This window comes from Leucobacter sp. UCMA 4100, assembly GCF_027853335.1.
GTDB lineage: Bacteria > Actinomycetota > Actinomycetes > Actinomycetales > Microbacteriaceae > Leucobacter_A.
On sequence record NZ_JAFEUS010000002.1, the window covers coordinates 1,201,234 to 1,214,936 of the forward strand.

Annotated in this window: 10 protein-coding genes; 1 reads left to right on the forward strand and 9 read right to left on the reverse strand. The window is 66.5% G+C overall.

Translation table 11 applies throughout. The features are described from left to right. Positions 1-7: 7 nt before the first annotated feature. The 9 genes from JSO19_RS05755 to JSO19_RS05795 form a co-directional block, all read right to left on the reverse strand. The gene (locus JSO19_RS05755; RefSeq protein WP_270910346.1) at positions 8-700 is read right to left on the reverse strand and encodes a response regulator; all 693 of its coding nucleotides are present in this window, start codon (positions 698-700) and stop codon (positions 8-10) included. Continuing rightward, positions 697-3,210: an ATP-binding protein gene (locus JSO19_RS05760; RefSeq protein ID WP_270910347.1), complete on the reverse strand. Its 2,514-nt coding sequence runs from the start codon at positions 3,208-3,210 to the stop codon at positions 697-699. Before JSO19_RS05760 ends, JSO19_RS05755 begins: the two co-directional genes overlap by 4 nt. 2 nt (positions 3,211-3,212) lie before the next feature. Further along, a complete protein-coding gene (gene kdpC, locus JSO19_RS05765; RefSeq protein WP_270910349.1) occupies positions 3,213-3,827 on the reverse strand; it encodes a potassium-transporting ATPase subunit KdpC in 615 nt (204 codons plus the stop codon). 21 nt (positions 3,828-3,848) lie between these two features. Then, a complete protein-coding gene (gene kdpB, locus JSO19_RS05770) occupies positions 3,849-6,029 on the reverse strand; it encodes a potassium-transporting ATPase subunit KdpB (RefSeq protein WP_270910350.1) in 2,181 nt (726 codons plus the stop codon). Between the two features lie 2 nt (positions 6,030-6,031). Then, positions 6,032-7,705, reverse strand: a complete 1,674-nt coding sequence (gene kdpA / locus JSO19_RS05775) for a potassium-transporting ATPase subunit KdpA (RefSeq protein WP_270910351.1) — start codon at positions 7,703-7,705, stop codon at positions 6,032-6,034. After that, entirely contained in the window at positions 7,705-7,794 is a 90-nt protein-coding gene (locus JSO19_RS05780) for a potassium-transporting ATPase subunit F (RefSeq protein ID WP_270910353.1), read from the reverse strand. The genes kdpA and JSO19_RS05780 overlap by 1 nt, the downstream gene beginning before the upstream one ends. Before the next feature lie 468 nt (positions 7,795-8,262). After that, positions 8,263-8,931 carry a DUF6320 domain-containing protein gene (locus JSO19_RS05785; protein ID WP_270910355.1) on the reverse strand — a complete coding sequence of 223 codons (669 nt, stop codon included), beginning with the start codon at positions 8,929-8,931 and terminating at the stop codon, positions 8,263-8,265. A 20-nt stretch (positions 8,932-8,951) separates the two neighbouring features. Next, complete coding sequence (locus JSO19_RS05790; protein ID WP_270910356.1) at positions 8,952-10,364, reverse strand: alcohol acetyltransferase; 1,413 nt, start codon at positions 10,362-10,364, stop codon at positions 8,952-8,954. Further along, complete coding sequence (locus JSO19_RS05795; protein ID WP_442915676.1) at positions 10,361-11,380, reverse strand: alpha/beta hydrolase; 1,020 nt, start codon at positions 11,378-11,380, stop codon at positions 10,361-10,363. The genes JSO19_RS05790 and JSO19_RS05795 overlap by 4 nt, the downstream gene beginning before the upstream one ends. A gap of 246 nt (positions 11,381-11,626) precedes the next feature. Here JSO19_RS05795 and JSO19_RS05800 point away from each other — a divergent pair, with 246 nt between their 5' ends. Further along, on the forward strand, positions 11,627-13,642 hold the full coding sequence (locus JSO19_RS05800; RefSeq protein ID WP_270910358.1) for a DUF5979 domain-containing protein: 2,016 nt from the start codon (positions 11,627-11,629) through the stop codon (positions 13,640-13,642). The last annotated feature ends 61 nt before the right edge of the window (positions 13,643-13,703 follow it).

Here is a 13,703-nt window from a genome sequence, read left to right on the forward strand (position 1 = left end):
CAAGCGCCTAGGTGGTGAGGCCCTCGAGCCGGTAGCCCATGCCGGGTTCGGTGATGAGGTGCACCGGGTTTGCCGGGTCGGTCTCGAGCTTGCTGCGTAGCTGCGAGACGTAGAGGCGCAGATAGCCCGTGTCTTCGGCGTGCTCGGTTCCCCAGATGCTCGTGAGAATCGTCTGGCGCGTGACGAGCTTGCCCGCGTTGCGAATGAGGATCTCAATGAACTGCCACTCGGTGGGCGTGAGCCGTATCTGGCGGGTCGCTTCGGGGGTTTCGCGCGTGACGCTGTGGGCGGCGAGGTCGATCGTGACCGGGCCGAGGCGCACCACGGGCAACGCCTCCTCCTGCGGAACCCGCCGGGTCAGGGCCCTGATGCGCGCGAGCAGCTCTTCGACCGCGAAGGGTTTCGTGATGTAGTCGTCGGCACCGGCATCGAGCGCTTCGACCTTGTCGGCGGCTCCGGCCCTGCCCGACACCACGAGAATGGGGGCCTGCGACCAGCCGCGCACGCCGTGAATGACGTCGAGGCCGTCGAGGCCCGGCATTCCGAGGTCGATGAGGTGGAGGTCTGGGCGCTCGTCGATCGCGAGCGAGATGGCCTCAGCCCCGTCGGTCGCGGTCACGACCGAGTAGCCCTTTGCCGTGAGGGTGATACGAAGGGCTCGCAGGATTTGCGCGTCGTCGTCGGCGATGAGAATTTTCATGCGTGCCTTTCGGCCTCGGCTGGCGGTGCGATGGGGAGCGAGACGACCATGGTGAGGCCGCCGCCAGGGGTGTCTTCGGGTTCGAGGGTGCCTTGCATTGCCTCGATGAAGCCGCGCGAAAGCGCGAGCCCGAGGCCAAGGCCGGTCGTGTTGTCGGTGTCACCGAGTCGTTGAAACGGAACGAAGATGTCTTGCTGTCGGCTCTGCTCAATGCCGGGGCCGTGGTCGATCACGCGAATCTCGAGCTTCTCGCCAAAGGTGCTCGTGCTCACATGCACCGGCTGGCCCTCGGGGCTGAAGCGGTGAGCGTTCGCCAAGAGGTTCACGAGCACCCTTTGCAGCAGTGTCGGGTCGCTGTAGGCCGCGGCCTCGCCGTGCTGCAACCCGAGGGTCACGTCGGTGGGGCTCAACTCGAGCTCGTCGAGCGCGGGAGCGATGGTCTCGGCGGGGTCAACGGGCCGGCTCCTCGTTGAGAGCATGCCCGCCTCGAGCCGGCTCACGTCGAGCAGGTCGGTGAGCAGTGCGGCGAGCGCCATGAGGCTCTCGTGCGCGGTATCGAGCAACTCTGCGGTGTCACGCTCGTCGAGCGCCGAACCGGCCATCTTGATGCCTCCAATCGCCGTGGTCGCGGCGGCGAGCGGCCTGCGCAGGTCATGGCTGAGCGCCGAGAGGAGCGCGCCGCGCACCCGATCTGAAGCCGCGAGCGGCTCGATTTGCCGTGCCGTCTGCTCGAGGTGTTGGTGCTCAAGCGCCGCTCGAAGCTGCTCGATGATGACGGCGAGCAGCCGCTGCTCTGAGGCTTCGAGGTCGGGCCCCACGAGTTCGAGCGTCGTCGCCTCGTTCACCCGCATGACCGTGGGTGCCGCAGCACCAGCGCCCACGCCCACGCCCACGCCCGCCTCCGCGACCACGGAGCCGTCGGTGACGAGCCGCACCGACTCGAGGTGAAACGCCTCGCGGGTGTGCTCAACGAGCGCCGTGACGGCGCTTTCGCCGCGCAGCACGGTTCCAGAAACGGTCTGCATGAGCTCTGACTCGGCCGCGGCCCGCCTCGCGGCCCTCGTGTAGCGGGCCGCCCGGTCGACGATGACGCTCACGAGGCTCGCGATGATCACGTAGAGGCACAGCACGACGAGGTGGCTTGGCTGGTGAATGTGCACCGTGTAGAGCGGCGCCATGAAGAAGAAGTCAAGGGTGAAAGCCGAGAGCACCGCGGCAAAGAGCGCGGGCCAGATGCCGCCGACGAGCGCCGCGACCACCACGAGCAGCTGGTAGCTCAGCACCTCGGTCGTGATCGTCGACTCGCCCTGCAGCAGCATCAGGGCGCCCGTGATGAGCGGCCCGCCGATGAGCGCCACGAGGAGCCCGAGCAGGCGGCGCTTGCCCGTGAGCGATCCCTTGAGCGGCGGCAGCCTGAGGCCGCGACCGGCCGAGGCGTGGTTGACCATGTGCACGTCGATGTCGCCCGACTCCCGCACGACCGTCGCGCCGATGCCGGGGCCCGAGAACATCGCGGCGAGCCTGCCGCGTCGGCTCGCTCCGAGCACGAGCTGGGTCGCGTTGACCGAGCGGGCAAACTGCACGAGCGCCGCGGGAATGTCGTCGCCTACCACCTGGTGATAGGTTCCGTTGAGCTTTTCAACGAGGGCACGCTGCTCGGTGAGCCGGGCGGGGTTCGTCGCCCGCAGCCCGTCCTGCGTCGAGACGTGCACCGCGAGCAGCTCGCCGCCCGCCGAACGAGCGGCGATGCGGGCCCCGCGGCGCAAGAGCGTCTCGCCCTCTGCCCCTCCCGTGAGCGCGACGACGACCCGCTCGCGCGCCTCCCACGTGCTGTCGATGCCGTGGTGCTCGCGGTAGCCGTTGAGCGCCTGGTCGACCTCGTCGGCGAGCCAGATGAGCGCGAGCTCGCGCAGCGCGGTGAGGTTACCGAGCCGAAAGTAGTTGGCGAGCGCGGCGTCGATCCGCTCGGCTGGGTACACGAATCCGGCGCCGAGCCGGTCGCGCAATGCCTGCGGCGCGATATCAACGACCTCGATCTGGGCGGCGCCCCGCAAGAAACTGTCGGGAACCGTCTCGCGCTGCGCCACCCCGGTGATCTGCTCGACGACATCGTTGAGTGACTCGATGTGCTGAATGTTGAGGGTCGACACGACGTCGATGCCAGCGCCAAGCAGCTCGTCAACGTCTTGCCAGCGCTTCTCGTTGCGCGAGCCCGGCGCGTTCGTGTGCGCGAGCTCGTCGACGAGCACGATCGCCGGGCGGCGTTCAAGCACCGCTTCGAGGTGCATCTCGTGCAGTTGCATGCCGCGATGCTCGCTCACGAGGCTCGGAACCGCGGGCAGGCCCTCGACGAGCGCTGCAGTCGCGGCCCTGCCGTGCGTCTCGACGACGCCGATCACGACGTCGGTTCCCTCTGCCACGAGGCGATGCCCGAGCTCTAACATCGCGAAGGTTTTGCCCACGCCAGGAGCCGCCCCAAGCAACACGCTGAGCCGCCCGCGCCCTGTCATGGCTACTCCCTTCGATCGTCTAACGCAATATTCAGTGTAAGAACATTGACTGTTGGTTCTCCCAAGTATCCGAGAAAGCGGCCGTGAGTGTTCTCAGCGACGAGTTCGCGAACGACGTCAGCGGGCAGATTTCTGGCGGCGGCAACGCGTTCAACCTGCAGTTCGGCATACGCTTCGCTGATATGCGGATCAAGGCCAGACGCCGAGGCCGTCACCGCATCTGCCGGCACCTCGTCAGGGGCGACGCCCTCACGAGCCGCGATGCGTGCCTGCCGATCGGCAATCGCCGCGACGAGCTCATCATTCTCGGGCCCGAGGTTCGAGCCCGACGAGGCGGCGGCATCGTATCCCGAGCCAGCGGCCGAGGGGCGCGGCTGGAAGTACCAGGCGAGCGGATCGCCCGTAGCGTCTGAGAACGATTGACCGATGAGTGCCGAGCCGACGACCTCACCCGAGGCGGTGCTGCGCAGCGATCCGCCAGCTTGCTCGCCGAGGGCGACCTGCCCGACAAGGGTGATGGCTCCCGTATAGCCGATGCCGAGTAGGACGGTAAACAACGCCATAGCTCGAACGGCCGCCCAAACGGTGCGGCCCTGGCCGCGCATGATGGTGTTCATGGGGTTCTTCTTTCGTGTCGATTAAAAGCCTGGAATGAGACGCACGAGCAGGTCGATGAGCCAGATGCCCACGAACGGGGTCACGACCCCGCCAAGCCCGTATACGGCGAGGTTGCGGCCAAGCACGCTCGAGGCGCTCCCCGAGCGGTACTTCACGCCCTTGAGCGCGAGGGGGATGAGAAAGACGATCACGATCGCGTTGAAGATAATCGCCGAGAGCACGGCCGAGGCCGGCGAGTTGAGGCCCATAATGTTCAGGGCACCGAGCTGCGGGAACACCCCCATGAAGATCGCCGGAATGATCGCAAAGTACTTCGCGAGGTCGTTTGCGATCGAGAAGGTCGTGAGCGCCCCACGAGTGATGAGGAGCTGCTTGCCGATGCGCACGATATCGATGAGCTTCGAAGGGTCTGAGTCGAGGTCAACCATGTTGCCCGCCTCTTTCGCCGCCGAGGTGCCCGAGTTCATCGCCACGCCCACGTCAGCCTGGGCGAGTGCCGGGGCGTCGTTCGTGCCGTCGCCCGTCATCGCGACGAGATGGCCGCCGTCTTGCTCCCGGCGAATGTAGTCAAGCTTGTCTTCGGGGGTTGCCTCGGCGAGCACGTCGTCGACCCCGGCCTCTGCGGCGATTGCCCTCGCGGTCAGCGGGTTATCGCCCGTGATCATGACCGTGCGAATGCCCATCTCGCGCAGCTCGGCGAACTTCTCTGGCAAGCCCTCCTTCACGACGTCTTTGAGGTGAACGGCGCCGAGCACACGCCCCCGGCCCTGCGCATCGGTGACCGCCACCACGAGAGGCGTCGCGCCCGACTGCGAGATGCGCTCGACACAGGCCTCAAGCTCGGCGATGGCCTCGGGTGCGACACCCGAGGTTTCACTCGCGAGCCATGCGGTGATTGCCGATCCGGCACCCTTGCGAATCTGCGTGCCGTCGGGCAGGTCAAGACCCGACATGCGCGTCTGCGCGGTGAAGGGCACAATCTCGCCCACGCCACTTCGATCAAGCGCCGCGCCCTGCCGCTCGGCGAGCTCGACAATCGAAACCCCCTCGGGGGTGGGGTCGGCGAGCGACGACTGAGCCGCGAGGTGCATGAGCTCGGTCTCGCGCACACCGTCAAGAGGCACGAAAGCACTCGCGCGGCGATTGCCGTAGGTGATCGTTCCGGTCTTGTCGAGCAGCAGGGTCGTCACGTCGCCCGCGGCCTCAACCGCCCTGCCCGACATGGCGAGCACGTTGCGCTGCACCAGACGGTCCATGCCCGCGATGCCGATCGCGCTGAGCAGCGCCCCAATGGTCGTCGGAATGAGGCAGACGAGCAGCGCGATGAGCACCGTCACGCTCACGGGCGCCGCGGCATACGAGGCGATCGGGTTGAGCGTCAACGCGACGATCACGAACACGATCGAGAGCGAAGCGAGCAAGATATTCAGCGCGATCTCGTTCGGGGTTTTCTGTCGGCTCGCACCCTCGACGAGCGAGATCATGCGGTCAACGAAGGTTTCACCCGGCTTCGACGTGATGCGCACAACGATGCGGTCAGAGAGCACCCTGGTGCCACCCGTCACCGCAGAGCGGTCACCGCCAGACTCACGCACAACCGGGGCCGACTCGCCCGTAATGGCCGACTCGTCAACCGAGGCGATGCCCCACACGATGTCGCCGTCGCCGGGAATGAGCTCGCCCGTCTCGACCACGACCACGTCGCCCACACCGAGCTCGGCCGAAGAGAGGCTCTCGCGCGGCGCCTCAAGTGCCGCCGGATCCTGCGAGAAGTCGTAGCTCGTGACGCGCTCGGCAATCGTGCTCGTGCGGGTATTGCGCAGCGTCTCGGCCTGAGCCTTGCCACGACCCTCAGCGACCGACTCAGCGAGGTTTGCAAAGAGCACGGTGAGCCACAACCACGCAGCAATTGCCCCCGTGAACGCGACGGGCACAACGCTGCCGCCCGAATCAGCGGGCCCGCCCAGAAAGGGTTCGGCCACGGCGAGAAGCGTCGTGAGCACGGCGCCCACCCACACGAGGCACATGACCGGGTTGCCCAGCTGCGCCCGCGGGTGCAGCTTGCGAAGCGCCCCGGGAAGCGCCGCGCGCACGAGCGACCCCAGCCCGGCAGAACCGGGCTTCGCTTCACGCTCGGAGCCGGGCTCGGCCTGCTCGACGAGCGGGTTCGTATCGGCGTGATCCGCCGCGATCTGAGACATGGTTACATCAGCCCTTCTGCCAGGGGACCCAGCGCAAGAACAGGAAAGAACGTGAGTGCGCTCACGAGAACCGTGACCGCGGTGAGCAGCCCAACAAACATGGGCCGGTGGGTTGGGAGCGTGCCAACGCCCGCGGGAACCCGGTCTTGCTCGGCGAGCGAGCCAGCGAGCGCCAGCACCAACACGATGGGCACGAAGCGGCCCAAGAGAATCACAACGCCAAGCGCCACCGTGAACCACGGGGTGTCGGCGCCAAGACCCGCGAAGGCCGAGCCGTTGTTGTTCGCGGCCGAGGTGAAGGCATAGAGCACCTCTGACATGCCGTGAATGCCCGGGTTCGCGATGGATCCCTCAGTCACCCCGTCGCGCACGCCAGGAATGGCGAAGCTGAGCGCCGTGCCCGTGAGCACGAGCGTGGGCATGACGAGAATGTAGAGGGCGGCGAGCTTCATCTCGCGCGGCCCGATTTTCTTGCCGAGATACTCGGGGGTGCGGCCAATGAGGAGCCCAGAAATAAAGACCGCGATCACCGCCAGCACGAGTATCGCGTACAGCCCCGAGCCGACGCCGCCGGGCGAGACCTCGCCGAGCATCATGTTGAGCATGGGGAGAATTCCGCCAAGCGCCGTGTACGAGTCGTGCATCGCGGCGACCGCGCCGGTCGAGGTGCCCGTGCTCGTGGTCGAGAACAGCGTCGAGCCAATGATGCCGAGCCGCTGCTCTTTGCCCTCGAGCGCGGCCCCGGCGAGCTCAGGTGCCTGACCCATGCCGGCGTGCTCGAGCGCGGTGAGCGCCGCCCACGAGGCAAGGTACAGGAGCGCCATAACCGAGACGATCGCGGCCCCCTGGCGAGTGTCGCCCACCATGCGCCCGAACGTTCGGGGCAGCGAAAACGGAATGATCAGCATGAGCAGCACCTGCAACAGGTTCGTGAACGCGCTCGGGTTCTCGAAAGAGTGAGCAGAGTTCGCGTTGAAGAAGCCACCGCCGTTCGTGCCGAGCAACTTGATCGCCTCCTGCGAGGCGACAGGACCACCCGGAATCTCCTGCGTTGCCCCCGTGAGCGTCGTCACCTGCGTGAAACCAGCGAAGTTTTGCACCACCCCACCGATCATGAGCGCAATCGCAGCGAGCGTGGCAAGCGGCAGCAGAATGCGCACGACGCCACGGGTCAGGTCGACCCAAAAGTTGCCGATGGTGCCCGAACGCTTCAGCGCGAAGCCACGTACGAGCGCAATCGCGACCGCCATGCCGACGGCCGCCGAGACGAAGTTCTGCACCGCGAGCCCCGCGAACTGTACGGTGTAGCCGAGCGTGCTCTCTGGTGCATACGACTGCCAGTTCGTGTTGCCCACGAACGACGCCGCGGTGTTGAAGGCGAGTTGCTCAGAGGGCGCGTCGAGACCCAGGGCGTACGGGAGGAGCGGCTGCATGCGCTGTAACGCATACACGAGCAGCAGCCCCACGGCCGAGAAGCTCAGCACGCCGCGCAGGTAAGCCTGCCAGCTCTGCTGCGACTCAGGCGCAACGCCGATCACCCTGTAGAACGCCCGCTCAACCTTCCAGTCGCGCTTCGACGTGTATGCCCACGCCATGTAATCGCCAAACGGCCTAAACGCCAGCACCAGCACGAGCGCGACGGTTGCGAGCGAAAGCAACGCATAAACCCAAAACATTAGAAACGCTCCGGATTCACGAGCGCGATCACGAGGTACACGAGCGCCGCGACGCCGAGCGCTGCGGCAATGATTTCAGCGACGATCATAACTTCGAGACCGCCCTTCCGAGTAGCCCGAGCACGCCAAAGAGGGCGACCACCCCGAGCACAAAGACCACGTCAAGCACGACCGTCTCCATTCGAACACCTGCGGCAGCGAAACCCGCATGCCGCGCGCCCCAACCGGCGCACCCCTAATGAAGCACCCGGCAGCCTCCGCCGCCAGGCCTCCTAACGGAACCCATACGGCTTTGACGCGACGTGCCGGGAAACGCTAACGGGTTCGTGACGGGGGTGTGCTCTCGGCGGGTGTCGCGGCAGGGGCTCTGTGTTTCGGCGGGGGGTCGCTGTTTCGGGCCGGTGCGCGCTGTTTTCCGGTTCACTTGACGAAAAGCAGGGTGTTTTCGCCTCAACACCCTGCTTTTCGTCAAGTAGACCGCGAAAGGGCCGACAAGCAGCCGAACGCTGGGCCCCGAACGCCCCGCACCCGCAGCCCCGAACGCCCCGCACCCCGCCCTACACGTTCAGCCGCTTCTTCAGCTCGTGCCGCACCTCGGCGCCTCGCGTAGTTTGCAGGAGGGCGAGGGTGATGACGCTCAGCGATCCGCAGATGAGCGATGGAATCGACGTGCTGACCCAGCCGAGCACCAAGAAGACGATGGGCGCGAGGCCGAGCAACACCGTGACGACGGTGTAGAGAATGTGGTCACCCACCTCGATGCGGGTGAGTTGCACCGTGATCATGAGCGCGAGAATCGACGATCCGCACACGATCGGGATCGTGAAACTGAGCGACCATCCGTGCCAGCCTGTCAGGTAGTCCCAGTAGACGCTCATGGCGCTGACGATCACGACGAGGTACAGGGTGCCCTTCGCGAGGTTGTGGCGTTTGCGCACCGCCATGATGGTGACGAGCCACAGGGTCACGATGGCGAGCCACACGATGCGCAGCGCGCCCGGCGCTCCCTGCTGCCCACTGAAGAGCAGTTGCGCGGCGAGCGAGAGCACGATCATCGCGAGCGACGTGAGGAAGAGGGCGCGAAACAGGCGCCGGCGCGAGAAGGCGAGTGGAATCGAGGGCAGCGGATCGGGCCTCGCCACAGCCACGCCAGAGGCCCCGGCCCCACCCGCAGCGGCGTCAGCCCCGCACAGCGGGCACCTCGCCCACGCGCCCTCGAGCTGCACAGCGCACTCGTCGCATCCCGTCACGGGGCCACCACCGCCCGCTGCTGCTCGTCGAGCTCCTGCTCGGTGACGCGGGTCGCCGCGACCGTGACGTGCACGCCCGCCTCGGTGAGGCGCCTGGCGAACTCGCGCACGTGGTCGGTCTCGACGAAGGGCGAGGTGAAGCTGATGGTGAGCTCGCCCGCGTGCGACATGGCGCAGAACTGGGGGCGCACCGAGGCGACGTGAAAGAGCATGCGGCCAACGTGGGCCTCGGCTTGGCCAGGCAGGCGCACGTTGCCGAGGTTCGACAGGGCGACGGTGAGGCCGCGGTTATTGGCGCGGTTAATCTGTCGCAGGATCACGTTCTTGAGCGCCCGCGGAACGATGCGCAACAGCGCCATGCGCTCGAACGCGATGAGCTTTTGCACCTTCGCCTCGAGCGCCTCGCGGGTGGCCTGCGGCCTGAACTGCTCGTCGAGGTCGCGGCAGATCGAGCCAATGTCGTCTAGTCCCTCGCCGAAGCGGTGCTCGACGCGCACGGTGGCGAAGAAGTTGCGGGCCGAGGTCGACGGGAAGTGCTGGCGCAGGTTCACGGGAATCGAGACCCCCATCGTGCGGGCCTTGCCGAGCCCGCCAGAGGCCCGGTTGACCGAGTCGAGCAGCAGCGCCGTGAGGTACATCGTGAGCGAGACGCCCTCGGCCTTGGCGAGCGCGATCACCTCGCCGGCGGGAGCCGTGAGCTCGACGAGTCTCGTGCGGTTGTCGGGCGTGCGCGTTCCCCGCACTCGGTATACGCGGCCGCCCTTCGGCCGAAGCGCGCCCTTCGCCTCGCGCAGGGCGTAGCGTGCGGCCCCGTCGCCGCTCTGCGGCTTGGGCTCGTCGCCGGCGGCCCGCTTGCCGGCAAAGTGTTCTGAGAAGCTGTCGGCCACGAGCTCGTGCATGGGTTCGGGGGCGGGAATGCCCCGCGCCACTGGCGATCCCCAGCCCTGGTCGATCTCGAGCTTCGGGCCGCCTGGCGTGCCCGCGGCCTCCGGCGAGCGCAGCCACACGTACTCTTCGACGAGGTCGCTCAAGAACCAGAGCGCCCCCGTGCCGTCAGAGAGCGCGTGAAAAATCTCGAGCATGATGCGCTTGCGGTGGTAGATGACGCGAAAGAGCAGCGCCCGCTTGTCATCGAAGTAAATGGGGGCGCAGGTGTGCTGGCTCTCCGGCCGCACTCTGGGCCGCAGATCGCTGTCTTGCAGGTAGTACCAGAAGATGCCGCTGCGCAGCACCGAGTGATACAGCGGGTAGCGGTCGAACGTCGTGTCGAGGGCGCGCTGCAAGAGCTCAGGATCAACCTCGTGATCGACCTCTGCGCTCACCCGAAACACCTTGGGGTCGACATCGCTTCGAGCCGCGAGAAAAATGTTCGAGGCGTTGTCGAGCCTCACCCACGCCCGGCGGTTCACGCGCCTCCCGCTTCGCCGCCCGGCCCTCTGAGCCCGGCGTCAAGAAACTCGGTGATTACCTCGTAGCCCTCGCGCAGCGAACGCGAGAAGCGCGGCAGAGTGATGAACCCGTGTAGCGCCCCCTCGACCCGGTGCACGCGCACGTCATTGCCCGCGGCGGCGAGCGCCTCGGCGTAAGCCTCACCCTCGTCGCGCAAGAGATCGAGCCCGGCCGAGAGCAGCAGCGTCTTGGGCTGGCTGGAAAAATCGGTCGCGAGCAGCGGGGCCACTCGGGCGCTGCGCTGATCCGCCTCGATGGGCGCGTAGAGGTCAAGATAGTCCTGCACCTCGGTATTCGTGAGCCGGTAGTCGTCGCCGAGGTTGCGCACCGAGGCAAACGGCGAGGTGTGCGGATCGTGATCCCAGTGCGTCACCGGGTACAGCAAGATTTGTCGCGCGGCACCGGGCTCGCCGCTGTCGCGCAGCTGCTGCGAGACCACGGCCGCGAGATTCGCCCCGGCCGAATCGCCCACGAGCACGATCTGCTCGGGGGTCTCGGCGCCCACGAGTTCTGGGTCGGCAAGCACGAGCCTCGTGATGCGCAGGCAGTCTTCAAGGCCCGCCGGAAACGGGTGCTCAGGCGCCAGCCGGTAGTCAACCGAGGCGACGATGCAGCCGGTGAGCTCGGCCATCGTCGCGCACGAGGGGCTGTAGCTCTCGATATCGCCCGTGACCCAGCCGCCGCCATGGAAGAAGAGGAGCACCTCGTCGCGCGTGAGCTCCTTCGGAACGAAGATGCGCAGCGGAATCTCGTGGGTGCCATCGGCCGAAACAAGCTCGCGGTCGAGCGCCTGATACTTGGCCCCGGGCCGCGAGGCGAGGCGGCGCTGGAACCGGCGCACCTTCTCGTAGTCTTCACGCATGTTGAGCCGGGGCGCGGCGAACGGCTTCAGCACGGCGCTCAGCAGCGGCCGCTCGGGGCGGTCTGGCCGTTCGCCTGGCTCGGTGCCACTCTCGGGCTCGTCGGTATGCGTCATGGCTTAAGCATAGGGGGCGAAGGTTGGTGGCAGCCCGCCACCGGCTCTACTTGACGAAAAGCAGGGTGTGAGAGCGAAAACACCCTGCTTTTCGTCAAGTGGGCGCGAAAAACGCAGGCAAGCAGCGCCTCACCGACGCGTCGCAGGCCGCCGGGCAGCGAGAGCCCGCTCGCGCAGCAATCCATTGACATTGGCGCCCTTTTCGGTGATGATGGCGGCAGGGTTCACTGCACAAAGGGGTTACCAGTGTCTGCTCGTTTCAGAATGCCCGGTTCGCGACGATTCTCGGGGCAAACCAACTTCACGTCGACAGTCGCTCACGCTCGAAACCGGCTTGCCGTAGCCGCCGCGATGGTGCTCGCCCTCGCCCTGTGGTGCATCGGCCTCGGGGCCGCGTTACCTGCCCATGCAGCGGTCACGGGTGAGGTGACCGACGTCACCATGTCGACCAGCACGCTCAGCAACGGACAGGGCGGCGAGGTCTGTTTCAGCTTCACCTTCCCGGCGGGCAGCGACGCCGACGATACCGTCACGCTGCAGGCACCGGAAGATTTCACCCTGTCAGCTCCCAGCGCATTCCCCTCGGGGCAACCGATTTACGGCCCGGGCGACGTGGTTCTCGCACACGTCACAGTGACCGCGACAACCGTCACGATCACTCGAGTGCCGAACGCTGCTTCGTGGGGAGCCATCGAGACAACGGCCAAACCCTGCGCGCGTTTTACCTACACTGGAGACATTCAAGCAGGCCAAACCAGGCCGGTGGAGTGGGTCGCAGACAATCAGACTTTCCCGAAGGAAATCGAGGGCGCGCCGATCGTTCCCGCGACCTACGCTCCCAGAAAAAGTGGGGTGTTCTTCTTCACGAGCGAGGGCGAGCCGCGCATTCGCTGGACATACATGTCGCCGATCGGGCCCGAACCGGCGGGCGCGGTCACCCTGCACGACGACATCGGAGCCGGGCAAGCACTCGACTGCTCGACGATCTCGGGCTCGATCCGCTGGTGGGATCAGTCGTACCCAGAGGGCAAAGATGGGTTCACCGGAGATTATGTCTCATGGGTCAGCGACACCTACAGCTGTAACCCGGGCTCCGGCTTCGAGGGCGTTCTTGCCCCACAGATTCCCGCCCCCGAGCCGGGCGGCAACCCGAGCAGCGAGGGAGGAGCCGGAACCGAGCGCATCGCGTACATCAACCTTTCGTACGAAACCGTGGTGACTGACTTCTCGCTCGCGAGCGGTGCCGGCTGGTCAAACTCAATGGTGTTCAAGGGGCAACGAACGCCAACAGACCTGAGAAACAAAACGGTGGCCTTTCCGGGCAGCGCTAACGGCAACCGGGCCATTGAGGTGAGCAAAACCGTCACCGGCTACACAAGCGATCTCGACCCGGCCGATACCTACCGCCTGAAGGTGACGTGCCTCGACAGCGGCGGGCAGCCGGTGAGCGTCACTCCGTCTGACGAGGTGTTGGTGACGGCGGGCGAAACCCAAACCGTGTACGCGGCAATCGGTTCAACCTGCAGCGTCACCGAGCCCGACCCTGGCGATGCCGTCGCCGAGTACTCGCAAGAGGTGACCATCACTCACGTGCTCGAAGACACCTTCGCGCTCTCGGTCACGAACGACTTCCCGACGCCGATGCGCGACCTCACCGTCACCAAACACGTCACCGGACACCTCGAGAGCGCCGAGGGCAAAACCTTCATCCTCACCGTCGACTGCCGAGCCGAAGAGGTCTCAGCCGACACGTTCCCGCAAGACATCGAGCTGGCCGCAGAGCAAAGCACCACCATCGAAGCACCCGCGGGAACCCACTGCGACGTCACCGAGTCAGACGCCCAGGGGGCAACCGGCACCGCCTCAGAGGGCGTCTCGATCACCACGAACCCCGACAGCACCTTCGCGCTCTCGGTCACAAACGACTTCGCGACGCCCGACCCGGAACCCGAGCCGAAGCCAGACCCTGATCCAGATCCAGATCCAGATCCAGATCCAGATCCAGAGCCGAAGCCAAAGCCCGACGATCAGACACCAGGCAAAGATGGCCCGGGCACCACGAAGCCGGCCCCGAACGACCAGACAACGCCCGTCGCCAAGCCTGCCCCGAAGGGTCCCGCCAAGGGGCAACTCGCCGCGACCGGCACGGGCGAGAACGCCCTCGCGCTCATCGCCGCGAGCGGATTCATCGCGCTTCTCGCCGCGACGGCGCTCTTCGCGGCCGGCTCGATCTCCCGCCGCAGGCAGCACGCCGAACACTAGCGGGCAGTTCGAAGGCGAGTGGGCAGCGTCGGGACGGCACCATACGCATGAGGCGGATCGC